27 protein-coding genes are annotated in these 23016 nt (G+C 66.8%); 14 read left to right on the forward strand and 13 right to left on the reverse strand.

The window, feature by feature from the left end:
• Positions 1 to 52: 52 nt before the first annotated feature.
• Positions 53 to 904, reverse strand: a complete 852-nt coding sequence (gene panC / locus VH326_RS12395; RefSeq protein WP_329632143.1) for a pantoate--beta-alanine ligase — start codon at positions 902 to 904, stop codon at positions 53 to 55.
• Positions 905 to 978: 74 nt separating this feature from the next.
• Here panC and VH326_RS12400 point away from each other — a divergent pair, with 74 nt between their 5' ends.
• The 7 genes from VH326_RS12400 to VH326_RS12430 all read left to right on the forward strand — a co-directional run bounded on the left by VH326_RS12400 (position 979) and on the right by VH326_RS12430 (position 7369).
• On the forward strand, positions 979 to 1770 hold the full coding sequence (locus VH326_RS12400; RefSeq protein WP_329632144.1) for a division plane positioning ATPase MipZ: 792 nt from the start codon (positions 979 to 981) through the stop codon (positions 1768 to 1770).
• 10 nt (positions 1771 to 1780) lie between these two features.
• A complete protein-coding gene (locus VH326_RS12405) occupies positions 1781 to 2083 on the forward strand; it encodes a J domain-containing protein (RefSeq protein ID WP_329632145.1) in 303 nt (100 codons plus the stop codon).
• Between the two features lie 53 nt (positions 2084 to 2136).
• Complete coding sequence (gene pgmG / locus VH326_RS12410; RefSeq protein ID WP_329632146.1) at positions 2137 to 3519, forward strand: phosphoglucomutase/phosphomannomutase PgmG; 1383 nt, start codon at positions 2137 to 2139, stop codon at positions 3517 to 3519.
• 35 nt (positions 3520 to 3554) lie between these two features.
• On the forward strand, positions 3555 to 4313 hold the full coding sequence (locus tag VH326_RS12415; protein WP_329632147.1) for a 3'-5' exonuclease: 759 nt from the start codon (positions 3555 to 3557) through the stop codon (positions 4311 to 4313).
• Positions 4314 to 4444: 131 nt separating this feature from the next.
• Positions 4445 to 5926, forward strand: a complete 1482-nt coding sequence (locus VH326_RS12420; RefSeq protein WP_329632148.1) for a sensor histidine kinase — start codon at positions 4445 to 4447, stop codon at positions 5924 to 5926.
• The gene (locus VH326_RS12425) at positions 5883 to 6329 is read left to right on the forward strand and encodes a response regulator (protein WP_329632149.1); all 447 of its coding nucleotides are present in this window, start codon (positions 5883 to 5885) and stop codon (positions 6327 to 6329) included. The genes VH326_RS12420 and VH326_RS12425 overlap by 44 nt, the downstream gene beginning before the upstream one ends.
• Entirely contained in the window at positions 6329 to 7369 is a 1041-nt protein-coding gene (locus tag VH326_RS12430) for a sensor histidine kinase (RefSeq protein ID WP_329632150.1), read from the forward strand. Before VH326_RS12425 ends, VH326_RS12430 begins: the two co-directional genes overlap by 1 nt.
• Here VH326_RS12430 and VH326_RS12435 read toward each other — a convergent pair.
• Positions 7366 to 7524, reverse strand: coding sequence for a DUF1674 domain-containing protein (locus VH326_RS12435; RefSeq protein WP_329632151.1), 159 nt, complete (start codon positions 7522 to 7524; stop codon positions 7366 to 7368). The two genes, VH326_RS12430 and VH326_RS12435, sit on opposite strands and share 4 nt — an antisense overlap.
• Positions 7525 to 7602: 78 nt before the next feature.
• Between VH326_RS12435 and VH326_RS12440 the strand changes: the two genes are divergently transcribed.
• The 4 genes from VH326_RS12440 to purH are packed head-to-tail and all read left to right on the forward strand — an operon-like array spanning position 7603 to position 12875.
• The gene (locus VH326_RS12440; RefSeq protein WP_329632152.1) at positions 7603 to 8865 is read left to right on the forward strand and encodes an RsmB/NOP family class I SAM-dependent RNA methyltransferase; all 1263 of its coding nucleotides are present in this window, start codon (positions 7603 to 7605) and stop codon (positions 8863 to 8865) included.
• Positions 8866 to 8874: 9 nt separating this feature from the next.
• Positions 8875 to 9537, forward strand: coding sequence for a ribulose-phosphate 3-epimerase (gene rpe / locus VH326_RS12445; RefSeq protein ID WP_329632153.1), 663 nt, complete (start codon positions 8875 to 8877; stop codon positions 9535 to 9537).
• A complete protein-coding gene (locus VH326_RS12450; RefSeq protein WP_329632154.1) occupies positions 9534 to 11261 on the forward strand; it encodes a heparinase II/III family protein in 1728 nt (575 codons plus the stop codon). The genes rpe and VH326_RS12450 overlap by 4 nt, the downstream gene beginning before the upstream one ends.
• Before the next feature lie 36 nt (positions 11262 to 11297).
• Positions 11298 to 12875 carry a bifunctional phosphoribosylaminoimidazolecarboxamide formyltransferase/IMP cyclohydrolase gene (purH, locus tag VH326_RS12455; protein WP_329632155.1) on the forward strand — a complete coding sequence of 526 codons (1578 nt, stop codon included), beginning with the start codon at positions 11298 to 11300 and terminating at the stop codon, positions 12873 to 12875.
• Here purH and VH326_RS12460 read toward each other — a convergent pair.
• From VH326_RS12460 to VH326_RS12510, 11 genes are all read right to left on the reverse strand, one after another.
• Positions 12872 to 13372 (reverse strand): MmcB family DNA repair protein, encoded by a 501-nt coding sequence (locus VH326_RS12460; protein ID WP_329632156.1) that lies wholly within the window; start codon positions 13370 to 13372, stop codon positions 12872 to 12874. The genes purH and VH326_RS12460 overlap by 4 nt on opposite strands.
• A gap of 42 nt (positions 13373 to 13414) precedes the next feature.
• A complete protein-coding gene (locus VH326_RS12465) occupies positions 13415 to 14041 on the reverse strand; it encodes a cell wall hydrolase (protein WP_329632157.1) in 627 nt (208 codons plus the stop codon).
• A 185-nt stretch (positions 14042 to 14226) separates the two neighbouring features.
• A complete protein-coding gene (locus VH326_RS12470) occupies positions 14227 to 14604 on the reverse strand; it encodes a DUF1491 family protein (RefSeq protein WP_329632231.1) in 378 nt (125 codons plus the stop codon).
• Complete coding sequence (locus tag VH326_RS12475) at positions 14562 to 15014, reverse strand: PaaI family thioesterase (protein ID WP_329632158.1); 453 nt, start codon at positions 15012 to 15014, stop codon at positions 14562 to 14564. The genes VH326_RS12470 and VH326_RS12475 overlap by 43 nt, the downstream gene beginning before the upstream one ends.
• Complete coding sequence (locus VH326_RS12480) at positions 15004 to 15471, reverse strand: PTS sugar transporter subunit IIA (RefSeq protein WP_329632159.1); 468 nt, start codon at positions 15469 to 15471, stop codon at positions 15004 to 15006. The genes VH326_RS12475 and VH326_RS12480 overlap by 11 nt, the downstream gene beginning before the upstream one ends.
• Before the next feature lie 16 nt (positions 15472 to 15487).
• Positions 15488 to 16069 carry a ribosome hibernation-promoting factor, HPF/YfiA family gene (hpf, locus tag VH326_RS12485; RefSeq protein WP_329632160.1) on the reverse strand — a complete coding sequence of 194 codons (582 nt, stop codon included), beginning with the start codon at positions 16067 to 16069 and terminating at the stop codon, positions 15488 to 15490.
• Between the two features lie 55 nt (positions 16070 to 16124).
• On the reverse strand, positions 16125 to 16817 hold the full coding sequence (gene dnaQ, locus VH326_RS12490; protein ID WP_329632161.1) for a DNA polymerase III subunit epsilon: 693 nt from the start codon (positions 16815 to 16817) through the stop codon (positions 16125 to 16127).
• An 8-nt stretch (positions 16818 to 16825) separates the two neighbouring features.
• On the reverse strand, positions 16826 to 17419 hold the full coding sequence (gene coaE, locus VH326_RS12495; protein WP_329632162.1) for a dephospho-CoA kinase: 594 nt from the start codon (positions 17417 to 17419) through the stop codon (positions 16826 to 16828).
• Positions 17416 to 18243: a shikimate dehydrogenase gene (aroE, locus tag VH326_RS12500; RefSeq protein ID WP_329632163.1), complete on the reverse strand. Its 828-nt coding sequence runs from the start codon at positions 18241 to 18243 to the stop codon at positions 17416 to 17418. Before aroE ends, coaE begins: the two co-directional genes overlap by 4 nt.
• The gene (locus VH326_RS12505) at positions 18240 to 18788 is read right to left on the reverse strand and encodes a Maf family protein (protein ID WP_414714280.1); all 549 of its coding nucleotides are present in this window, start codon (positions 18786 to 18788) and stop codon (positions 18240 to 18242) included. Before VH326_RS12505 ends, aroE begins: the two co-directional genes overlap by 4 nt.
• Positions 18789 to 18826: 38 nt before the next feature.
• Entirely contained in the window at positions 18827 to 19639 is an 813-nt protein-coding gene (locus tag VH326_RS12510) for a pyruvate, water dikinase regulatory protein (protein WP_329632165.1), read from the reverse strand.
• A 286-nt stretch (positions 19640 to 19925) separates the two neighbouring features.
• Between VH326_RS12510 and hemE the strand changes: the two genes are divergently transcribed.
• The 3 genes from hemE to rho all read left to right on the forward strand — a co-directional run bounded on the left by hemE (position 19926) and on the right by rho (position 22902).
• On the forward strand, positions 19926 to 20969 hold the full coding sequence (gene hemE / locus VH326_RS12515) for a uroporphyrinogen decarboxylase (protein WP_329632166.1): 1044 nt from the start codon (positions 19926 to 19928) through the stop codon (positions 20967 to 20969).
• Positions 20969 to 21406, forward strand: a complete 438-nt coding sequence (locus VH326_RS12520; protein ID WP_329632167.1) for a CopD family protein — start codon at positions 20969 to 20971, stop codon at positions 21404 to 21406. Before hemE ends, VH326_RS12520 begins: the two co-directional genes overlap by 1 nt.
• A 239-nt stretch (positions 21407 to 21645) precedes the next feature.
• Positions 21646 to 22902, forward strand: a complete 1257-nt coding sequence (rho, locus tag VH326_RS12525) for a transcription termination factor Rho (RefSeq protein WP_329632168.1) — start codon at positions 21646 to 21648, stop codon at positions 22900 to 22902.
• Positions 22903 to 23016: the final 114 nt, after the last annotated feature.

A 23016-nucleotide genomic window follows, 5' to 3' on the forward strand; every position in this document is an offset into this window, starting at 1 on the left:
CCCTTTTGTCTTTTGGCCGGCTCACACTGGGACGGCAGGGGTCAACAAATGGTTAACGCGATTTAACCATGAATTCAGGCGCCACGGGTAAGTTGTCGATCAGCCGCGTGGTGCCGATGCGGGCCGCGGCGAGCAGGCGGCGCGGCTGCCCCGGCTGCGGCGCGCCCAAGGTGGCGGCGTCGACAAGCTCGATATAGTCGGTGACAAATCCGGCCGCGACGAGCGACGCCATGGCGGCAGCGGTCGCACCTTGCTCGCCCGCCTCGATCGCCCGCTTGGCCTCGCGAAGCGCGCCCGGCAGCGCCGACGCGTGCTTGCGCTCGTCAGGGGAAAGGTAGGCATTGCGCGAGGACAGCGCCAAACCGTCGGCCTCGCGCACTGTCGGCACGCCGACGATCTCGATCCCGAAGTCGAGATCGGCCACCGTCCGCCGGATCACCGCCAGCTGCTGGAAATCCTTCTCGCCAAAGAACGCGGCATCTGGCCGGACTTGGTTGAACAACTTGCTCACTACCGTCGCGACGCCGTCGAAATGGCCGGGTCGCGCCCCGCCATCCAATCCCTCGCTCACGCCCGACACGGAAACGTTGGTCGCGAATCCTGCCGGGTACATCTCGTCGATGCCGGGCATCCATAGCAAGTCGCAACCGTGCCTGGTCAGCAGCGCGGTATCGGCCTCGGCGGGCCGCGGATAGCGCGCGAGGTCTTCGTTGGGGCCGAACTGCTTCGGGTTGACGAAGATCGACGCGACCACCTTCGCGCCCGTCGCCCGCGCCGCGTCGACCAGCGCCATATGCCCCGCATGGAGCGCGCCCATCGTCGGCACCAGCGCGACCCGCGAGCCGCCGCTGCGCAAATCGGCGACCGCGCGTCTCAGTTCGGGCAGATGATGGACGGTCAGCACGGCATTTGCCCCTTCGACAGTTGGCGTTTCGCCTGTAAAGGCGAGGCAAGGTTTCAGGCAACAAGGTCAGGTACGTGGCGGGGCACGCCAATACGCACATCATCGTTTTCGCCAACGAAAAGGGCGGCACCGGCAAATCGACCACCGCGGTCCATGTCGCGATCGCGCTCGCCGCGCGCGGCAGCAACGTCGCGGCGCTCGACCTCGATCATCGCCAGCGCACGCTGGGGCGCTATCTCGACAACCGCCAAGCGACGATTCGGACGACCGGCCGCGACTTGCCGATGCCGGTCTACGAAACGCTCAACGACCAAAGTGTCGAGGCGTTCGATGCGGCGGTCGAACGGCTGACGGCGGATGCCGATTACCTGATCGTCGATACGCCCGGCCGCGACGATCCGATCGCGCGGCGGGCGGCGACGCTTGCCGATACGCTGGTCACGCCGATGAACGACAGCTTCGTCGACTTCGACCTGATCGGCCAGGTCCATCCCGACACGTTCCAGGTCACGCGGCCGAGCTTCTATTCCGAACTGATCTGGGACGCGCGCAAGGCGCGCGCCAAGGCCGACGGCGCGACGATCGACTGGGTGGTGCTGCGCAACCGCCTCCAGCATATCGAGGCGCGCAACATGCGCCGCGTGTCCGAAGCGCTCCAGCAATTGGCGAAACGCGTGGGCTTTCGCATCATCCCCGGTCTCGGCGAACGCGTGATCTATCGCGAGCTGTTCCCCAAGGGGCTGACGATGATCGACAGCCGCGAGTTTGGGGAAATGGGGCTGAGCCATGTCGCCGCACGACAGGAATTGCGCGAGATGATGGCCGCGCTCGCGCTGCCCGAGCCCGCGCTTCCCCTATTCGCATGATGGCTTTCGCATGATGATCAAGCTGCTCGCCGCGCTCGCCGTCGCCTGGCTCGGCTGGTGGCTGTGGCAGGGGCCGAAGCGAGTCCACACCAGCGGCCGCCGGCCGGGCGCGCCTGCCTCGGAACCGATGCCCTCAGGCGACCACGCGAGCGCGCTGGCGACCCTGGGCGTAGATGCCCGCGCCAGCGATGCCGAGATCCGCGCCGCGCACCGCCGCTTGCTGCAAGCCGTGCATCCCGATCACGGCGGGTCCGCCGAGCTTGCGCAGCGAGTCAATGCGGCGCGCGACACGTTGCTCAAGCGAACCGATTGAACTTTCGCTTGGCCTGCCGGTTGGACGGGCAGTCTCTCATTTCAGGAAACAGAATGTCGCACCGTTTCGATCCATCCTCCCTGCGCGAATACGATATCCGCGGCGTCGTCGGCAAAACGCTGTCGACCGACGATGCCCGAGCGATCGGGCGAAGCTTCGGCACCGTGGTACGGCGCGCCGGCGGCACGCGCGTCGCCGTAGGGCGCGACGGACGCACCACGTCGGAAGCTATGGAAGAGCAATTGGTCGCCGGGCTGGTCGCGGCGGGCGTCGATGTCGTGCGCACCGGGATGGGCCCGACCCCGCAACTATATTATGCCGAGGCCGAGCTCGAGGTGGATGGCGGCATCCAGATAACCGGCAGCCATAACCCCGCCGAGTATAACGGCTTCAAGATGGTGCTGCAGCACAAGCCGTTCTTTGGCGAAGACATCCAAAAGCTCGGCCAGATGGCGGCGGATGGCGACTGGGAGGAGGGCCGGGGCGAAGTCACCGACGCCGACGTCGTCGACAATTACGTCGGGCGCCTGATGGCGGGCTATGCCGGCGGCGCGTACCGGATCGGCTGGGACGCGGGCAATGGCGCGGCGGGCCCGGTGATCGAGAAGCTCACCAAGCTGCTGCCGGGTGAGCATCACCTGTTGTTCACCGACGTGGACGGCAATTTTCCCAACCATCATCCCGATCCGACCGAGGAAAAGAACCTCGCGTATCTGAAAACGCTCGTCGCGGAGAAGAAGCTCGATTTCGGACTGGCTTTTGACGGCGACGGCGACCGGATCGGCGCGATCGATGGCGAGGGGCGCGTGATCTGGGGCGATCAAATCCTGTCCATTCTGGCGGAACCGGTGCTCCGGGAACTGCCCGGCGCCACCATCATCGGCGACGTCAAGGCGAGCCAGGCGCTCTACGACCGGATCGCCGAACTGGGCGGCGAGCCGCTGATGTGGAAGACCGGGCATAGCCTGATCAAGACCAAGATGAAGGAAACCGGCGCGCCGCTCGCGGGCGAGATGTCCGGCCACATCTTCTTCGCGCACGATTTTTACGGCTTCGACGACGCGCAATATGCCGCCGTGCGGCTGATCCGCGCAGTCCACATGATCGGCAAGTCGATGACCGAGATCAAGGACGCGATGCCGGTGATGGTCAACACGCCCGAAATGCGATTCCAGGTCGATGAGAGCCGCAAATTCGCGGTGATCGACGAAGTGCTCGACCGGCTCGAGACCGAAGGCGCGACGGTCGACCGCACTGACGGCGCACGCGTCAACACGCCCGATGGCTGGTGGCTGCTCCGCGCGTCGAACACGCAGGACGTGCTGGTCGCGCGTGCCGAAGCGAAGGACCAGCCCGCGCTCGACCGCCTGCTCGCGCAGATCGACGCGCAACTCGCGGCATCGGGTCTCGCGCGGGGCCCGCAAGCCGCCCACTAGTGGCTTTTTGAGGGGCGAGCGCCCATTTAGTCGCGATGGCCTCCGCCCCTTCCATCATCCGCGTCATCGACCTCGAAACCACCGGCGAAACGCCCGGCGCGCATGGTGTGTGCGAGGTTGGCTGGCAGGACGTTGCGCTGGGCAAGGACGGGCACTGGAACTTGTACGGCGAGGGCGGGAGCCGGCTGATCAACCCCGGTCGGCCGATCCCCCCCGTCACGCAGGCGATCCACCACATCCTCGACGAGCAGGTCGCCGACGCGCCGCTGTGGTTCGACGCCGCGCGGCCGGTGCTCGACCCCTATCCGCGCCGTCTCGCGCTGGCGGCGCACCGCGCCGACTTCGAGATGAAGTTCTGCACGCCCAACATGACGCACGGCGCGCAGTGGATCTGCACCTGGAAATGCGCGCTCAGGCTGTGGCCCGACAGCCCCAGTTTCTCGAACCAGGTGCTCCGCTACTGGCGCAAGCCCGAGGGGCTGGAGCACGAGCGCGGCCTCCCGGCGCACCGCGCGTTTCCCGACGCTTACGTGACCGCGTTCCATTTGCGCGACATGCTCAACGAAGCGTCGCTCGCGCAGCTGATCGAATGGTCGAACCAGCCCGGGCTGCTGCCGCGCGTCCGCTACGGCCCCGATCGCGGCAAGGACTGGCGGGAGATCGCCGAAGACAGCCTGGCCGGATTCCTGACCGATCGCGACCCCGATGTGCGCTTCACCGCCGAGACCGAACTGGCGCGGCGGCGCGGCGGCGGCGCGGTCGGGCGGCCGAACCTTCAAGGATTGCTGCTCTAAGCCGTTGATGTCGCTCAAGCTGGCGCTGCTGGCGTTTCGTTTCGCATGTGGTAAGCGCGGGGCCGATGTTAAGCGTAACCCGACGCGCGGGCGTATCCGAAGGACTCGCTCGGCGCTTCCTTGTCAGTGCGATGGTGGCCGGGTTCGGCGCGCTCGCGCTCGCGGCGATCGCCGGGGTCTGGATTTCGGTGCGCGGTGCCGACCACACCGAGCGAGTCAACCATACCTACGAAGTCGAGCTGGCGATCGAGCAAGTCCGCGCGGTGATCGAACAAACCGAAACGACGCGGCGCGGCTATCTGTTGACGGGCCTGCCGGTCTACCTCCGCGATTCGCAGCTGACTGCGGCGAAGATCGACACCGCCGTCAACGCGCTCGCCGAACTGACCAAGGATAATCCGCGTCAGATCGCGCGGATCGCCGATCTGCGTCGCCGCCTCGCCGATCTGACCGCGCGTCGCGATGCGACGATTGCGACGATGATGGCGGGCTATCGCGAGGACGCGGCCGCGGCGTTCGTCTCCGAAACCACGTCGCGGCCGATGCGAGCGATCCGATACGTGCTGGCGTCGATGGCGAGCGAGGAACGCCATTTGCTCGCACAGCGCGACGCGGCGCAGCGCGACAGCCTGCGCACCTTTTACATCCTGCTGATCGCCGCAGCCATGCTGGTGCTGCTGGTCGCGATCGCCTCGCTGGCGACGGTGCTTCGCTATACCCGCGACCTCGGCGCGGCGCGCGACCGGCTGCAATTGCTCAACACCGACCTCGAAGGTGCGGTCGCCGAACGCACCGCCGATCTGACGCGCGCCAATGAGGAAATCCAGCGCTTCGCCTATATCGTCAGCCACGATCTGCGCTCGCCGCTGGTCAACGTGATGGGCTTCACCGCCGAGCTCGACGCCGCACGCGTGTCGCTCGCCGAGCTGGTCGATCGCGCCGATGAGACGGCGCCCGACATCGTCACCGACGAGGCGCGGCTCGCGGCGAAAGAGGATCTGCCCGAAGCGATCGGCTTCATCCGCAGCTCGACGCAGAAGATGGATCGGCTGATCAACGCGATCCTGCGGCTGTCGCGCGAGGGGCGGCGGACGCTCGCGCCCGAACCGCTCGGCCTCGCCGCGGTCGCCCAGGGAATCAGCGACTCGCTACGCCACATTGCCGACGATCGCGGAGCCGAGATCGTCGTCGAGCGGCCGATGCCGTCGCTCACCACCGACCGGGTGGCGATCGAGCAGATCCTGTCCAATCTGGTCGAGAATGCCGTCAAATATCTGTCGCCCGATCGCCCCGGCCGCGTGGTGATTCGCGCGCATGGCGAGGGGCCGCGCCGGATCGTCGAAGTCGCCGACAACGGGCGCGGCATCGCCGAGCACGATCATGCGCGGGTATTCGACCTGTTCCGCCGATCGGGCACGCAGGATCAGCCGGGCGAGGGTATCGGCCTCGCGCACGTCCGGACGCTGGCCTACCGGCTCGGCGGCACGATCGAACTTGCGTCCAAATTGGGCGAAGGTAGTGTTTTCCGCGTCTCGCTCCCCGCGGCGCCTTCTGAACGGGATCCCCAGCATGAACGACCATCGCAGCGTTTCGATCGTCATGATCGAGGATGATGAGGGGCATGCCCGCCTCATCGAAAAGAATATCCGCCGCGCGGGCATCCTGAACGACATCAGCCATTTCACCGACGGCACGACCGCGCTCCATTATCTGTTCCACCACCAGGATGGCCCGGCGCTCAACGGCCCCGCGCTGGTGCTGCTCGACCTCAACCTGCCGGACATGTCGGGGACCGACATCCTCACCAAGATCAAGGCCGAGGACAGCCCCTTGAAGCGCACGCCGGTCGTCGTCCTCACCACCACCGACGACAAGGTTGAAATCCAGCGCTGCTACGATCTCGGCTGCAACGTCTACATCACCAAGCCGGTCAATTACGAAAGCTTCGCGCAAGCGATCCGCCAGCTCGGGCTGTTCCTCTCGGTGATCCAGGTGCCGGAGGTGGACGCCGGCTGATGCCCCAGTCGATCCGACGCTTGCTGTTCATCGACGACGACGACGGGCTTCGCCGGTTGGCGACGCGCGCGCTCACCCGCCGCGGGTTCGAGGTCGAATGCGCGGCGAGCGGGGCGGAAGGCGTCGCGATGGCGGCGGCGAAGCAGTACGATCTGGCCACGGTCGACCATTACATGCCCGGGATGGATGGGCTGGCGACGCTCGAACAGCTTCGCGCGCTGCCGGCGCCGCCCGCGATCGTCTATGTGACGGGTACCGACGAAGGGCGGATCGCCGTCGCGGCCTTGCGCGCGGGCGCGGTCGATTACGTCGTCAAGTCGGTCGGCGATGACTTCTTCGACTTGCTGTCGGCGGCGCTCGACCATGTCCGCGAGCGTGCCGCGCTCGAACGCGACAAGGCGCTCGCCGAGGATCAGTTGCGCGCGTCGAACGCGCGGCTCGAGGCGCTTCTGCGTGAGGTCAATCATCGAGTCGCCAACTCGCTCCAGCTGGTCACCGCAATGGTCCGGCTCCAGGCGAAGTCGCTGGCCGATGCCGGCGCGCGCCAGGCGCTGGCCGACACCGAACGCCGCATCGACGCGATCGCGCAAGTCCATCGCAGCCTCTACGCGACCGACGATGCCGAGGGCGTGGACATGAAGGATTATCTCCAGGCGTTGGTCGACGAGCTCGGCGGCGCTTGGGCGAGCGAGAAACCCAAGCGCGTGCTGAAGCTCGAGGCCGAGCCGATCCGGCTGCCCGTCGACCGGGCGGTGTCGTTGGGGGTGATCGTCAACGAGCTCGTCTCGAACGCCTTCAAATACGCCTATGGTCCGACCAGCCCGGGCGAGGTTCGCGTATTGCTGACCCGCGACGGCGGCGACTCGTTCTTGCTCGCGGTCGAGGACGATGGCGTAGGCCTCGGTCCTACGCCGCGCACGCAGGGCTCGGGACTCGGTAGCCGATTGATCGGGGCGATGGCGAAAAGCCTGCGCGGCGCGGTCGAGTACGATTCGAAGCAAGGTGGCCTGCGCGCAACGTTACGCGCCGCCATCGCCTAGAAATCGACCGCGATCCCCTTCAACGTCCAGTCGCCATAGCGCGTCGGGTCGTCGCCCAGCGGATCGTCGGTCGGCGTTTCGATCTTTTCCGGCTCGGGCACCGGCGGGCTCGGGGTCAGATAAGCGGGTGGCTTGACGTTCGGCGGGCGAGGCATGGCGATCCTTAGGGCAACGCGGCGTTGCGGCGGACGCTGCAACCCGCCACATGGGCCGGCAATGACCGGTCTTCAACCATGAACCGGCCCCAGAGCGGCGGGCTGCCGCCCGGCGTCGCTGCGCGCCAAGCGGCATTACGCTTGCTCGACGCGGTGCTGCGCCGGGGCGAGACGCTCGATCAGGCGGGCGGCAGGGCGTTGGCGAGCATCCGCGCCGACAATGACCGGGCGCTCGCCCGCGCGATTGCCGCGGAAGTGCTTCGCCACCTGCCCGATCTCGACGCGCTGATCGATTCGGCAACCCAGCGGCCGTTGCCGGACGACGCCAAGGCGCGGTTCGCGCTGCGGATCGCGCTGGCGCAGATGCTCGCGCTCGGCACCCCGTCGCACGCGGCGATCGCGACGGTGCTCCCGCTGGTCGATGGCGGCCCGCGCAAGCTGGTCCATGGGGTGTTCGGCACGCTCAGCCGGCGCGGCGTGACGCTGCCCGATCCGCCTGCTTTGCCCGCCGCCACTGCCGCGCGCTGGTCGGCGCAATGGGGCGACGACATGGTCGAGGCGGCGCGCCGGGCGATGGCGACCCCGCCGCCGCTCGATCTGACCTTGCGCGGCGCCCACGGTCCCGAAGGACTCGAGTTGCTCGCTGGCCACCGGCGCCTGCCGCGCGGCACCGCGATCCCTGACCTGCCCGGCTATGACGAGGGGGCGTGGTGGGTACAGGATCTCGCCGCCTCGCTCCCCGCTCGGTTGCTGGGCCTGGGCAAGGGGCGGGCGATCGACGCCTGTGCCGCGCCCGGCGGCAAGACGATGCAGCTCGCCGCCGCCAGCTGGGACGTGACCGCCATCGACCTCGCCGAAAGTCGTCTCGCGCGACTTGGCGCCAATCTCGACCGCACCGACCTTGCCGCCGAGATCGTTGCCGCCGACGCGACACGCTGGAGCCCGCCCACGCCGGTCGAGGCGGTTTTGCTCGACGCGCCGTGCAGCGCGACGGGTATCTTCCGCCGCCACCCCGACGTCATTCACCGAGTCCATCCCGCGCTGATCGACCAGATGGCCGACCTGCAGCGCCACTTGCTCGCGCACGCCGCAGGCTGGCTCAGGAAAGGCGGAAGGCTGGTCTATGCGACTTGTTCATTAGAGCGTGCCGAAGGCGAGGATCAGGCCACCGCCTTCCTCGCCGCCAATCGCGACTTCGCGGTCGACCCGGTGCAGCACGACGAACTCCCCCACGGGATCGTGCCCGCACCCGAAGGCTGGGTCCGAATTTTGCCGGGTGCGCTCGAAGCTCAAGGCGGCTGCGACGGCTTCTTCATTGCCCGATTCGTGCGCGCCGGATAGGAGGCGAGGATGGCCAAGCCCGTCCGCATCGCGCCGTCGATCCTGAGCGCCGATTTCGCCAAACTGCGCGAGGAAGTCCGCGCGATCGACGCCGCCGGGGCCGACTGGATCCATGTCGACGTGATGGACGGGCATTTCGTCCCCAACATCACGATCGGCCCGGCGGTGGTGAAGGCGATCCGCCCGCACACCGCCAAGCCGCTCGACGTCCACCTGATGATTGCGCCGGTCGATCCCTATCTCGACGCCTTCGCCGAAGCGGGCGCCGATACGATCTCGATCCATGTCGAGGCCGGGCCGCACACGCACCGCAGCCTTCGCCACATCCGCAGTCTCGGCAAGCGCGCAGGGGTCGTGCTCACGCCGCAGACCCCGGCCAAGGCGCTCGATTACCTTCTTGAGGAGGCAGACCTCGTCCTCATCATGAGCGTCAATCCGGGGTTCGGCGGGCAAAGCTTCATCGAATCGGCCCTGCGCAAGATCGCAGCGGTGCGGACGATGATCGACAAGCAAGGGGTTGAAGTTGACCTTGAGGTCGATGGCGGCATCGACCGCGATACCGCGCGGCGCGCTATCGCCGCCGGCGCCGACGCACTGGTTGCCGGCACCGCAACCTTCAAAGGCGGCCCTGACGCATACGCGGCGAACATTCGTGCGTTGAGGGGCGGGTGAGCGAAGACGACACGCCCTCTGACGGGATCGAGGAAGGCAAGAGGCTGATCCGCCACGGCGGCAACGCCGGGCTTTCGCTTGCCGAGCGCGTGTCCGAGCGCTTCCGGCGGCTCGCGTGGCGCACCCCGCTCCATGCGTTCCGGCTGCGTGGTCGCCACCCGCTAAAGCTGATCGCGGTGCCGGAGGATCCGTTCATCGGTGATCCGCACCGCGGCAATGCGCTGCTCGAGGGGCGAGTCAGCTTTCGCGGCGAAAGCATCGCGATCGTCGACCTGGATTTCACCAAGCCGGGCTGGGGCGCACCGTTCGGCGAGTATCTCCACAGCTTCGCATGGCTACGCGATCTGTCGACCGTCGCGACCCGCGCGATCGGCGTGCCGGTCGCCGAGGAACTGATGCGCGCGTGGCTCGGCGCGCATGCCGAGAAGGTCGGCGAACCGGCGTGGAGCGCCGAAATGTGGGGAAGGCGAATCCTCCACTGGACCGCGCATGCGCCGCTGATCCTGTCGTCGGGCGACCTGATCTATCGCAGCAAGGTGCTCAACACGCTTGCGCGCGGGGCGCGGCACCTCGACCGCACCGCCGACAAGGCACCCGCCGGCGTGGCGCGGATCGCTGCTTGGTGCGGCGTCATCGCGGCGGGGCTGCTGATCCCCGGCGGCGATCCACGACGGCAGATCGGCGAGGACGGTTTGACCAGGGCGATCGAGGGCGCCGTGCTCGAGGATGGCGGCGTCGCGACGCGATCGCCCGCGATCCAGCTCGACGCGATCATGCTGCTGTCGATGCTGCGCGAGGTCTATGCCGCGCGGCGGCTCGGGCCACCGGCCGCGCTCGCCGCGGCACTCGGCCGGATGGTGCCGGCGTTGCAGGGCGTGTGTCATGCCGACCACGGCCTGTCGAGCTGGCAGGGTGGCGGGCCGGTGCGTGGCGCGCGGATCGACGAGGTGGTCGCCGCGACCGGCGTGCGCGCGCGACCGCTCCGGCAAGGCCGCGACTGGGGCTATCAACGGCTCGCCCAAGGCGAGGCCGTGGTGATCATGGATGCCGCGCCGCCGCCGATCGCGCGGCTTGCGGCGGGCGGCTGCGCATCGACCCTCGCGTTCGAAATGTCCGACGGCGCCGAGCGGCTGGTGGTGAATTGCGGCGGTGCGCGCGCGGCCATCGCGCAGATCCCGCAAGGCCTCGCCGACGGCCTGCGCACAACCGCGGCGCATTCTACCCTGGTGGTGGGCGACAGCAATTCGACCGCGATTCACTCCGACGGCAGCCTCGGCCGGGGCGTCGCCGAAGTCGAGCAAGCGCGCCAGGAAACCAGCGGCGGCAGCCGGATCGAAGCGAGCCATGACGGTTACGCCAGGCGCTTCGGCTTCTTGCATCGCCGCCAGCTGATCCTTGCCGCCGATGGCCGCGAGCTGCGCGGCGACGACATGCTGTTGCCGGCCGGCCGCAAGCGCAAAGCCGAGTCCACCGGCTTTGCGATCCGCTTCCACCTCGGCGCTGGCGTCGAAGCCGCGCCGACCGCCGACGGCATGGCGGCACTCTTGCGTCTCCCCTCGGGAAAGCTGTGGCAATTCCGTTGTCGCGGCGGTGCACTGGCGATCGAGGAGAGCTTGTGGATCGACCCCGATGGGCGGCCGGTCTCGTCCCAGCAATTGGTGGTGAGCGGTCAAGCGACCGCAGGCGGCGAAACGATCGGCTGGGCCTTGAAGCGCGCGGGCTGAACGGCCATTGGGGCGCCACCCCATAGGAGCCGACCGATGCCGACCGATATCGTCCCGATCAGGCGCGCTCTGCTGTCGGTTTCAGACAAGACGGGGATCGTAGACCTCGCTCGCGCACTCGCCGCCCAGGCGGTCGAATTGGTCTCGACCGGTGGCACCGCAACCGCGTTGCGAGAGGCTGGGCTGACGGTGCGCGATGTATCCGACCTGACCGGTTTCCCGGAGATGATGGACGGGCGAGTCAAGACGCTCCACCCGATGATCCATGGCGGGCTGCTCTCGGTGCGCGACGATCCCGCGCACGCCGCCGCCATGGCCGAGCATTCGATCGCCGCGATCGACCTGGTGGTGGTCAACCTCTACCCCTTTGCCGAAACGGTGGCGAAGGGCGCTGATCGCGACACGATCATCGAGAATATCGACATCGGCGGCCCGTCGATGGTGCGATCGGCGGCGAAGAACCATGCTTATGTCGCGATCCTGACCGATCCCGCGGACTATGCCTTGGTGGCGCGCGGCGAAACCTCGCTGGACGAGCGCAAGACACTCGCCGCCAAGGCCTTCGCGGCGACCGCGACCTACGATTCGGCGATCGCCGTCTGGTTCGCGTTCGCCGATCAGCGCGAGCGGTTCCCCGAGACGTTGCCGCTGATCCTGACCCGATCGGACGCGTTGCGCTACGGCGAGAATCCGCACCAGGCCGCGGCTTTCTACGCCGCCACCGGCCCCGCCGAGCGCGGCATCGGTCAGGCGCGGCAGGTGCAGGGCAAGGCGCTGAGCTACAACAATTTGAACGACGCCGACGCCGCGCTCGAGCTGATTGCCGAATTCCGCAATGCTCAGCCGACCTGCGTCATCGTCAAGCACGCCAACCCTTGCGGCGTCGCGACGGCCGCCACGTTAGCCGAAGCGTATGAGGCGGCGTATGCGTGCGACACGGTCTCCGCATTCGGCGGGATCATCGCGGTCAACCGCCCGCTCGACGCCGAAACCGCGGCCGCGATCACCGGCATTTTCACCGAAGTCGTCGTCGCGCCCGACGCGGATCCCGAAGCGGTCGAGCTGTTCGCCGCGAAGAAGAACCTGCGGCTGCTGTTGACCGGCGAACTGCCCGACCCGCGGCGCGCGGGGCTCGCCGCCAAGTCGATCGCCGGCGGCTGGCTGGTGCAAGGGCGCGACAACGGATCGATCGACGAGGATGCGCTGCGCGTGGTTACCCAGCGCCAGCCGACGAGCCAGGAAATGGCCGATTGCCGCTTCGCCTGGACCGTCGCCAAGCATGTCAAGTCGAACGCAATCGTTTATGCCAAGGACGGCGCGACGGCGGGGATCGGCGCGGGGCAGATGAACCGGCTCGAATCGGCGCGGATCGCAGCGTGGAAGGCGAGGGACGCCGCCGACAAAGCGGGCTGGGATAGGCCACGGACGATCGAATCGGCAGTCGCGTCCGACGCCTTTTTCCCGTTTGCCGACGGCTTGTTGGCCGCGGTCGAGGCGGGCGCCACTGCGGTGATCCAGCCCGGGGGGTCGATCCGCGACGACGAGGTCATCGCCGCGGCCGACGAGGCTGGGTTGGCGATGATCTTCACCGGTATGCGGCACTTCCGACACTAGGAAGCTTGCAGCAAGAACCCCAATTCGGGATCGGCCAGCCCGCTCGCTCGCCGCGCCGCACGCCGCGCGAATGCTAGCGTGCATTTCTTGCGTCCGCTGCTCGTCAGCGGATGTGTCGCTGCCTCGCGCAGGATTGCAGCGTCGTAGCGATCGGCGACGATCACCCCGGACCGTTCGGGCAGAAATGCCTCGCCATGCAATGGCCCGTGGTCGAACCCCGCCGGCACCGCCCAGAAGAAGCGGTCGCAATGGTCGAGATAATCGAACCATTTGCCGTCGCCGAGCAGATCGGCGCGCGACACCTTGATCTCGACGATCACGATCTGGCCGCGACCGTCGATCGCCATGATGTCGGCGCGACGTCCGCCGTCGAGCGCCACTTCGGTCATCGCCGCCAGATCGTGCCGCGCCAGCATGCGGATCACGCCGCGCGCCACGTCCTTCGCGCACAGCGCTTCGTCACCGATCGGCGGGCAGCGGGGGACGCTGTCGAGCATATCCCCACTTCTAGAACATTAGGCGAACGTGGAAAAGGCCGATCAGCGGAAGAAGATGTGATTCCCGATCGCGGCGACCCGTGCCTTGCCCCAGTTGGGCGAAACGCGGCGCGCGTGGAAATAGAGCGCCTTGGGTGCCGGATCGTCCCAGCCGTTAGCCATTGCGATCTTCGCGATCGCCACCGCGGTGCGATATTGGGCGTTGGAACCCACTTCGGGAATGCGGCCGCCATGCACGAACGAGAATTGCCCGGGTTGCTTGACCACCGAACAGATGGAGCTGGGGAAACGGCCCGAGGTCGTGCGGTTGATGATCACGTCGGCGACCGCGAGCTGGCCCGACAGCGGCTCGCCCTTCGACTCGAAATAGACCGCACCGGCAAGGCACGACAGTTCCGAATCGGCGTCGTCCATGACCTGCGCCGCAACCGCCGCTTCGAGGCTGGCGTAGCTGACGCTGCCCAGAGAGGATGGGGTCGTCGCGACGGTCACCTCGTCGGGGGTGGTTCCGGTCGCGGGTTGGATTGACGAATCGGGAACCGGAACGGTGCCCGGAAGGTTTATGCTGGGCACGGTCGCCACGGCGGGTACCGGCGTTTTGCCAAGGTCCCAGGCCTTGCCGGGGCTGCTCAGGCCGAGCAGCGCGAAAAGCGAAACGGCAATCGCCACGGGGCCCGTGGCGCGAGAGAAAAACGACATTCAACCGACTTGAGTGCGGTTGGAGCGCGAACACGGTCGCATCAATGGACCGTGCCGGACTACCACCCGACTGCGTAATCGCTAGGGATCGCACCCCCGTCACGACACAACGCGCATGATATTGAGGCGCGCGCATAATTGTGCAGCGCAGCGAGTCAATCGCCCAGCATTGTTTCAGCGACGAATCGTTCCGCCTGTGCGATGTCCAGTTCGACGACCCACAAGTCGGGATCGTTTTGGCGACGGCGCATCCAATAATCGGTGACCGCACGCGACTCGCCCTCGCTTGGGCCGACTGCGATCAGCGCGGTTTTGCCGTCGGGACCGACTCCGCGTTCGAGCGCGCGCGGGTTTTCGCCGCGGTCCTGGGCGATCACCAGGATCGCGCCCGCGGTCGAATCGCCCTTCGCCAGCACCGTTGCAAATCCACCGGCCGCGTTCGCCCGGCGCGCGAGCGCGTTGACCAGCGCACCGCTCGCGAGCCGCGCGCTCAGCTGCCATATCCCGGCAAGCTGGCGAGTGCGATCCTCGATCGCATGAAGGTGCCGGTACCGCGCGCCGCCTCCTCACCGTCTGCATCGATCAGCCGCGCTTCGCCGACGAACACCCGGCGCTGGCCGCTGATCCAGCGCCCCTCGGCGACTACCGGCCCTGCCCTTAACGGGCGCGTGAACAGCAAGTTGAACGCCGTGGTGAGCAGGAAAAGGTCGGTGACCAGGCTGTTGCACGCATAGAAAGCGGCATCGTCGAGCATTTTGAAATAGCTCGTGCCGTGCGCCGCGCCGGCGGCATGGTAGTGCCGCGGCTCGATCATGAACGCAATCCGCGCGACCCCGCTTTCGACGATCGACAGGCGCGATTCGAACAGGCCGTTGATCGGCGCTGCGGCGTAGAGCGATTCGAGCGCGCGAAAATGCGCCGCCGCGCCTGCTTCAGACTGCATCCCGCGCCTCGTCGCGGGCGAGCAGCACGTACATCGCATCTTTTGACCCCGCGCCGCGCAGCTTGGCGATCAGATCCTGGTCGCGAAGCGCCCGCGACACCCGCGCCAACGCCTTGAGGTGGTCGGCCCCGGCGCCGGGCGGCGAGAACAGTGCCACAACCAGATCGACCGGCAGCGCATCCACCGAGTCGAAGTCGATCGGCCGAGCCAGCGCCACGACTACGGCGCGGATCGTGTCGATCCCGTCGAGTCGCGCATGCGGAATCGCAACACCGCCGCCGAACCCTGTCGAGCCGAGCTTCTCGCGCGCGCCAAGCCCATCGACCGCGGCTTTCGCATCGACGCCATAGGCCGCGGCGGCAAGCTGGCCGAGCTGGTGAAACAGCGCCTTCTTGTTCGCCACCGCCAGCCCATCGCCAACCGCTTCGGGCCGGATCAAGTCCGCTAGATCGGCCATTGCCCCCGCCTGTCCGTCAGGCCGCGCGGTGCGGCTCGACCCAGCCGATCGTGCCGTCGCCGCGGCGATAGACCATGTTGTACGCGCCCGTCCCCGAATTGCGGAACATCAGCGCCTGGGTGTTGCGCAAGTCGAGCATCATCACGGCGTCGCCGACGCTGGCGTCGGGCACATCGACTCGAGTCTCGGCGATGATCAGCGGGGCGTCCGCAGGTTCCTCCTCGGTCGGTTCCTGAAACAAGGTATAGCCGGCATTGTCGTACCCGTTGGCCTCGCCGCCATCGGCGCCCTCGGCGCCCTTATGGTCCTTCAGCCGGCGCATGTAGCGGCGCAGCTGCTTTTCGATCTTGTCGGCCGCGCCGTCGAACGCGCCGCGCGCGTCATAGCCGTCATTGCGCGCTTTGAGGACCAGCCCTTGCATGACGTGCGCGACGACATCGCAGGTGAAGCCGGTGTCGTGCGGTCCCTTGCCGAAGGTGACCTGGGCGGAGATCGCCCGTGAGAAATATTTGTCCGCAATTGCCTGGAGACGGCTTTGGACCTGCGCCTTCAGCGCATCGCCCGTTTCGACCTGATGTCCCGAGACACGGATTTCCATTGTCATTCTCCATTCTGGCCGGGCCGGCGCTGCTACGCTCGGCCGGACACGCACGTCAACCGGACGCGTCGGCCCCCCAAAGCGGATTCTTCAACCTGGCGACGAACGCCGCGTGGCGCGCCAGTTCATCGGCGCTGACCGCGAACACGCGCATCGGCCGCGGCTGCGCGACTCGCGGATCCTCGTCGAGCACCGGCACGACGATCTCTTCCTCGCTCACCAGCGTCAGCCCGATCTGCCGCCCGCCGGTCAGCTCGATATAGACCTGACACAGCAATTGGGCGTCGAGCAACGCGCCGTGGAGCACGCGGTGGCTGCGGTCGATGCCGTAGCGCGAGCACAAGGCGTCGAGCGAATGCTTGGCGCCGGGATGCCGCTGGCGCGCCATCGCGACGGTGTCGATCATCCGTTCGAGCGCGATGATCTCACGCCCCAACTTCTTGAGCTCGCCGTTGAGAAAGCCGAAATCGAACGTCGCATTGTGCGCGACCAACACCGCATCACCGATGAATCCGAGCAGATCGTCGACCTTCTCGTGGAAGCGCGGCTTGTCCGACAGGAAGGCGTCCGAGAGGCCATGAATCCGCTGCGCCTCGGCGGGCATCGGCCGCTCGGGATGAAAATAGCAATGGAACGTGCGCCCGGTCTCGCTCCGGTTGATCATCTCGACGCAGCCGATCTCGACCAGACGGTCGCCGCTCGAAAAGGAGAGGCCGGTGGTTTCGGTGTCGAAGACGATCTCGCGCATTGATCCTGTTATCGGTCTTGGCTCGCCGACACGCAAGCAATGACATGACGCACGGCGGCGCGGGTTTGATCCATCGGGCAATCGGTTTGAACGACAAAATCGGCGCGCGCGCGCTTGTCGGCGTCGGGCATTTGGCGCGCAAGGATGTCCGCCAGGCGTTCGTCGGTCATACCCGGCCGAGCGAGGACACGCTTCGCCTGCGTCGCGGCGTCGGCCGACACGACCAACGTGACATCGACATGTGCATCGCCGCCCGTCTCGAACAGCAGCGGCACGTCGAACACGACCATGGCGTCGTCGGCATGTCGTGCCAGAAACGCGGCGCGTTCCTCCCCCACCGCGGGGTGAACGATCGCCTCGAGCCGCTTGAGCGCGGCCGAATCGCCGAACACGCGCGCGCCGAGTTTGGCTCGATCGACCCCGTCCGGACCGGTCGTACCGGGAAACGCCGCCTCGATCGCCGGCAGCAGTCGGCCGTCAGGACCCTGCAATTCGCGCACGCAGGTATCGGCATCGAATATAGCGACGCCTTCATCGGCGAACATCGCCGCGACGGCCGACTTGCCCATGCCGATCGACCCGGTGAGCCCGATCGTCTTCATGACGTCAAAAGCTCACGCAACGCGTCGTCGCGCTCGCGCGGCGGCGCAGCGCCGAAGAACAACTCGAACGCCAGCGCGGCCTGTCCGATCAGCATGTCGAGGCCGTCGACGGTATCGAGATCGCGCGCGCGGGCGGCGGCGAGCAGCGGCGTCTCGAGCGGCGCGTAGACGATGTCGTAGACCACCGCATCGTCGGGGAGCGGCGCCAAATCGATCGCGAGCGGCGGCTGGCCCGTCATGCCGAGCGAGCTTGCGTTGACCAGCAACGCCGCGGGCGGGATCGGCGCTTCGAGCTTGAGCGCATCTCCATTGAGTCCGAAATGCGCGAGCAAAGCCGCCCCTTTGAGCGGATTGCGGTTGAGCAACGTCACGCGTCCCACGCCCATGCGCGACAGCGCAAACAGGATCGCGCGCGCCGCGCCGCCGGCGCCGATCACCGCGACCGATTGCCCCGCCAGGTTGAGATCCGCGATCGGCGCGTAGAAACCCGCGGCGTCGGTGTTGGTCCCGACGATCGCTTCGCCATCGCGAAACACGGTGTTGATCGCCCGGATCGACGACCGCACATCGCCGCGATCCTCGACAAACGCGAGCGCCGTCTCCTTGTGCGGGATCGTGATGTTGCAGCCGACCCAATCGGAATCCGTTTCGCGGCTGGTGAAATAATCGGCCAGGCCATCGGCGGCCACCTGTGTCGCGCGATACGCGGCATCGATCCCCAGCGCGTCGAGCCAGAAGCCGTGGATCAGCGGCGACTTGGAATGCGCGATCGGGTCGCCGATAACCTCGGCATATGCCTGCCCTGAGCTCCTTCGAAGGGTCATGACGCCAACTCGCCGCGGACGCGCAGATAAGCGAGCACGGGCAGCAAAGGCATACCGAGCACGGTGAAGTGATCACCCTCGATCCGGCTGAACAATTGCACCCCAGGCCCTTCAATCCGGAAGCAGCCGACGCACCCTCTGATCGCCGGCCATTCCTGGCCGAGATAGGCCGCGATGAATTCCTCGCACAGTGATCGCACGACCAGCCGGGCCCTCTCGACATGCCGCCAGACCGGCCGCCCGGCTTCGGCGATCACCGCAGCACTCCACAGATCGTGCGTCCCACCAGACATGGCGCGGAGATGCGCCGCGGCATTTTCGCGATCGGTCGGCTTGTCGAGCAACGTGCCATCGGCAAGCGCGACGATCGAGTCGCTGCCCAGCACCAGCGATTGCGGATGCGCTTGCGATACCTTCAGCGCTTTCAGCTCGGCGAGCGCGTCGGCGATATCACGCGGCGGCTGCCCCGCCATCGCCGCCTTGACGCCATCCTCATCGACGCGGGCGGGTTCGGCCGAATAAGCGACACCCGCAGCGTCGAGCATTGCCCGACGCGAAGCACTTTGCGAGGCGAGGATCAGGGTCACGCCTGCTCCGTCCGTTCCTGCACCAGCGCGATGATCGCCGCCGCGGTCTCTTCGATCGATCGCCGAGTCACGTCGATCACCGGCCAGCCATTGTCGGCGAACATCCGGCGGGCATACGCGACTTCGCGCGCGACCGCTTCCTGGTCGACATAGGCCGTCTCGGGCGCCTGATTAAGCGACAACAGCCGGTTGCGCCGCACCTGAATCAGCCGGTCGGCGCTGGTGGTCAGCCCGACGACGAGCGGATGCTGGAGCTCGAACAATTTTGACGGCGGCGGGCTTTCGGGCACGATCGGAATATTGGCAGTCTTGAAGCCGCGATTGGCGAGATAGATCGACGTCGGCGTCTTCGACGTTCGCGACACGCCAGCAAGGACGATCTCGGCCTCCTCCCAGTTGTCCCAATTCAATCCGTCGTCGTGCGCGATCGTGAACTGAATCGCGTCGACGCGGTCGAAATAGGCGGCGTCGAGCACGTGCTGTCGTCCCGGCCGCGCCTTGGCTTGCTGGCCGAGCAGGCCCGACAGCGCATCGTTGACCGGATCGAGCGGCGCGACCGCGGGGAGCCCAAGCGCTCGGCAGCGAGTCTCGAGGCTCCGTCGCATTTCGCCGGACACCAAAGTGAAGAGCACGAGCCCCGGATTGTGCGTGATTTCCTGGAGGATGCGCTCGAGGTGCGGCTCGCTGCGCACCATCGGCCAGAAATGGCGGATCGTCTCGACCCCGTCATATTGCGCCAGCGCGGCCTTGGCGATGTTTTCCAGCGTCTCGCCGGTCGAGTCGGAGAGGAGGTGAAGGTGAAGACGCACGTCAGCGCACCGGAAAGCCTGTGGGCAACATCGGCAAAACCGCTAGCGCAACCCGGACCGTCGGCCAAGCCGGGGCTGGCCGTGGAAAAGATCCCGCGTCGTCCACATCGCCGCCAACACCCATTGGTTCCCCGCACACCCTGTGGAAAGCGGGGAACGCGACTATCGAATCGGCGCGATTCCGTGAGACCGTCCCCGTCAAGCTGTTGGCATTTGCGGGAGAGGCGCATAAGCCCCGGCATCCACGCGCCAACAACCTCAACAACCTTCTTATCTATATATCTCTATGACTCTTGAGACCGGCCAGGTCGGGGATAAGCCCCTGCTCGCGACGCTGCGCGGCGAGCGTCGCGCCGTGCCGCCGGTCTGGCTGATGCGTCAGGCTGGACGCTATCTTCCCGAATATCGCGCGCTTCGGGCCGAGAAGGGCGGGTTCCTCGATCTCGTCACCGACAGCGATGCGGCATGCGAAGTCACGCTCCAGCCGGTCCGCCGCTTCGGGATGGACGGTGCGATCCTGTTTTCCGATATTCTGATCGTGCCCTGGGCAATGGGCCAGAAATTGTGGTTCGAGGAGGGCGAAGGCCCGCGGCTCGCGCCCAAGCTGGTCGATAGCGCGCTCGATGCCCTCCAGAAGGCGCCTGAGCGCCTGCTGCCGGTGTACGAGACCGTTCGGCGGGTGGTTGACGCGCTACCGCCCCGAACGACGATGCTGGGCTTTGCAGGAAGCCCCTGGACTGTCGCCACCTACATGGTCGCGGGGCAAGGCAGCCGCGACCAGAGCGAGGTTCGCCGGCTCGCCTATCGCGATCGCCAGGCGTTTGCCGCGATCATCGAGGCGATCGAAGCGGTGACGGTCGAGTATCTGTCGAAGCAGATCGAAGCCGGGGCCGAGGCCGTGCAATTGTTCGACAGCTGGTCGGGCAGCCTCGCGCCCGCGGAGTTCGAACGCTGGGTGATCGCTCCCACCGCGCGGATCGTCGCGGCACTAGCGGCGCGTCATCCCCGGACGCCGGTGATCGGCTTCCCCAAAGGGGCCGGCGCCAAGCTCGCCGCCTACGCTCGCGAAACCGGGATTGCTGCGGTCGGCATCGACGAGACGATCGATCCGGTTTGGGTGAACGCGGCGTTGCCGGCGCACCTGCCGGTCCAGGGCAACCTGGATCCGCTCGCGCTGATCGCTGGGGGTGAGGCCATGACGTCGGCTGCCGGCCGCATTTTCACGGCGTTCACCGACCGGCCGCATGTCTTCAACCTTGGCCATGGCATCCCCCCCGACACGCCGATCGCGCATGTCGAGCAGTTGCTCGACTTCGTAAGGAACCGCTGATGGACATCCTCACCTCGATCTACCCGTGGCTTAAGGCCGCGCACGTCATCTTTGTGATCTTCTGGATGGCGGGGCTATTCATTCTGCCGCGCTACCTCGTCCATCACCAAGAAGCGCTCGGCACACCCGAGGCCGCCAAATGGGTCGAGCGCGAGGCGAAGCTTCGTCGAATCATCCTCACGCCATCGATGATCATGGTCTGGGTGCTTGGGCTGACGATCGCGACGGTCGGGCATTTCTGGCACGACGCCTGGCTCCACGCCAAGCTGCTGCTAGTGCTGATCCTTACCGGTTATCACGGCTGGGCGGTCGGTTACGCGAAGAAGCTTGCCGCGGGGACGGCGCGACTGACGGCGAAGCAGCTTCGGCTGATCAACGAACTCCCTGCCTTGGCGGTGGTGTTGATCGTCGTGCTGGTGGTGGTCAAGCCGTTCTGAGCGTAGCGCGGCGGCCGGCTGTGTCCGGCCGACTCGCGCAAGATCGGCCGGCGCGTAGCGTTCGACGTTAGCCCGGGCTTTGCTCGCGCACCGCCTTGACTTGAGGCACTTCGCTCCATAAGTCCCATCGGCGAGCGCCGCCTCCCGGCCACGCTCAGCCTTCTCCCTCCAGCATTGTCGCGGTCCTCGCCGACAGACGCTCGAAAACCTCCCCCATCAAATCCCGGAATACACCCGAAATGCATCTCAAGGACCTCAAGAAGAAAGCCCCGGCCGAGCTGGTCGCGATGGCGGAGGAACTCGGCGTCGAAAGCGCTTCGACGCTGCGCAAGCAGGACTTGCTGTTCGCGATCCTCAAGGAACAGGCCGAGCAAGGCGACCAGATCATGGGCCTCGGCACGATCGAAGTGCTGCCCGACGGCTTTGGCTTCCTGCGCTCGCCCGAGGCCAATTATCTCGCCGGCCCCGACGACATCTACATCTCGCCCAACCAGGTGCGTAAGTTCGGCCTGCGCACCGGCGACACGGTTGAGGGGGAAATCCGCGGGCCCAAGGACGGCGAACGCTATTTTGCGCTGACTCGGCTGAGCGCGGTCAATTTCGACGATCCCGATGCGGTCCGTCACCGCGTCAATTTCGACAACCTCACACCGCTCTACCCCGAGAGCAAGCTGACGCTCGACGCGATCGACCCGACGATCAAGGACAAGTCGGCGCGCGTGATCGACATCGTGTCGCCGCAGGGCAAGGGCCAGCGCACGCTGATCGTCGCCCCGCCGCGCGTCGGCAAGACGGTGATGCTGCAGAACATCGCCAAGGCGATCACCGACAACCATCCCGAAGTCTTCCTGATCGTCCTGCTGATCGACGAGCGGCCGGAAGAAGTTACCGACATGCAGCGCAGCGTGAAGGGCGAGGTCGTGTCCTCGACCTTCGACGAGCCCGCCACGCGCCACGTGCAAGTGGCGGAAATGGTGATCGAAAAGGCCAAGCGGCTGGTCGAGCACAAGAAGGACGTCGTGATCCTGCTCGATTCGATCACCCGCCTCGGCCGCGCCTACAACACCGTCGTGCCGAGCTCGGGCAAGGTGCTGACCGGCGGTGTCGACGCCAACGCGTTGCAACGGCCGAAGCGCTTCTTCGGCGCCGCGCGCAATATCGAGGAAGGCGGATCGCTCTCGATCATCGCCACCGCGCTGATCGATACCGGCAGCCGGATGGACGAAGTCATCTTCGAAGAGTTCAAGGGCACGGGTAACTCCGAAATCGTGCTCGACCGCAAGGTGGCCGACAAGCGCATCTTCCCGGCGCTCGACGTCGGCAAGTCGGGCACGCGCAAGGAAGAATTGCTGGTCGACCAGGGCAAGCTGTCGAAGATGTGGGTGCTGCGCCGTATCCTGATGCAGATGGGCACGATCGACGCGATGGAGTTCCTGCTCGACAAGATGAAGAATTCGAAGACCAACGAGGATTTCTTCGACAGCATGAACCAATAGCGAGCGACCTGATTTAGCGAGGCTAAATCAGGACTCGCGAGCGAACGCCCGGCGGCGCGAAAGCCCCGGCCGACGGCGCGGATTAACTCCGCGCCGCCCCTCTCTCCCAACCCG

This window comes from Sphingomonas sp., from assembly GCF_036269755.1.
Taxonomy (GTDB): domain Bacteria; phylum Pseudomonadota; class Alphaproteobacteria; order Sphingomonadales; family Sphingomonadaceae; genus Sphingomonas.

What these genes read in the sequence shown, in the direction of transcription:
- VH326_RS12405 (WP_329632145.1), top strand. Translation starts at nt 1,781, where the DNA reads ATGATGATCAAGCTGCTCGCCGCGCTCGCCGTCGCCTGGCTCGGCTGG.
- pgmG (WP_329632146.1), top strand. Translation starts at nt 2,137, where the DNA reads ATGTCGCACCGTTTCGATCCATCCTCCCTGCGCGAATACGATATCCGC.
- VH326_RS12415 (WP_329632147.1), top strand. Translation starts at nt 3,555, where the DNA reads ATGGCCTCCGCCCCTTCCATCATCCGCGTCATCGACCTCGAAACCACC.
- VH326_RS12420 (WP_329632148.1), top strand. Translation starts at nt 4,445, where the DNA reads ATGGTGGCCGGGTTCGGCGCGCTCGCGCTCGCGGCGATCGCCGGGGTC.
- VH326_RS12425 (WP_329632149.1), top strand. Translation starts at nt 5,883, where the DNA reads ATGAACGACCATCGCAGCGTTTCGATCGTCATGATCGAGGATGATGAG.
- VH326_RS12430 (WP_329632150.1), top strand. Translation starts at nt 6,329, where the DNA reads ATGCCCCAGTCGATCCGACGCTTGCTGTTCATCGACGACGACGACGGG.
- VH326_RS12435 (WP_329632151.1), bottom strand. Translation starts at nt 7,524, where the DNA reads ATGCCTCGCCCGCCGAACGTCAAGCCACCCGCTTATCTGACCCCGAGC.
- VH326_RS12440 (WP_329632152.1), top strand. Translation starts at nt 7,603, where the DNA reads ATGAACCGGCCCCAGAGCGGCGGGCTGCCGCCCGGCGTCGCTGCGCGC.
- rpe (WP_329632153.1), top strand. Translation starts at nt 8,875, where the DNA reads ATGGCCAAGCCCGTCCGCATCGCGCCGTCGATCCTGAGCGCCGATTTC.
- purH (WP_329632155.1), top strand. Translation starts at nt 11,298, where the DNA reads ATGCCGACCGATATCGTCCCGATCAGGCGCGCTCTGCTGTCGGTTTCA.
- VH326_RS12460 (WP_329632156.1), bottom strand. Translation starts at nt 13,372, where the DNA reads ATGCTCGACAGCGTCCCCCGCTGCCCGCCGATCGGTGACGAAGCGCTG.
- VH326_RS12475 (WP_329632158.1), bottom strand. Translation starts at nt 15,014, where the DNA reads ATGCAGTCTGAAGCAGGCGCGGCGGCGCATTTTCGCGCGCTCGAATCG.
- VH326_RS12480 (WP_329632159.1), bottom strand. Translation starts at nt 15,471, where the DNA reads ATGGCCGATCTAGCGGACTTGATCCGGCCCGAAGCGGTTGGCGATGGG.
- hpf (WP_329632160.1), bottom strand. Translation starts at nt 16,069, where the DNA reads ATGGAAATCCGTGTCTCGGGACATCAGGTCGAAACGGGCGATGCGCTG.
- dnaQ (WP_329632161.1), bottom strand. Translation starts at nt 16,817, where the DNA reads ATGCGCGAGATCGTCTTCGACACCGAAACCACCGGCCTCTCCTTTTCG.
- coaE (WP_329632162.1), bottom strand. Translation starts at nt 17,419, where the DNA reads ATGAAGACGATCGGGCTCACCGGGTCGATCGGCATGGGCAAGTCGGCC.
- aroE (WP_329632163.1), bottom strand. Translation starts at nt 18,243, where the DNA reads ATGACCCTTCGAAGGAGCTCAGGGCAGGCATATGCCGAGGTTATCGGC.
- VH326_RS12505 (WP_414714280.1), bottom strand. Translation starts at nt 18,788, where the DNA reads ATGCTCGACGCTGCGGGTGTCGCTTATTCGGCCGAACCCGCCCGCGTC.
- hemE (WP_329632166.1), top strand. Translation starts at nt 19,926, where the DNA reads ATGACTCTTGAGACCGGCCAGGTCGGGGATAAGCCCCTGCTCGCGACG.
- VH326_RS12520 (WP_329632167.1), top strand. Translation starts at nt 20,969, where the DNA reads ATGGACATCCTCACCTCGATCTACCCGTGGCTTAAGGCCGCGCACGTC.
- rho (WP_329632168.1), top strand. Translation starts at nt 21,646, where the DNA reads ATGCATCTCAAGGACCTCAAGAAGAAAGCCCCGGCCGAGCTGGTCGCG.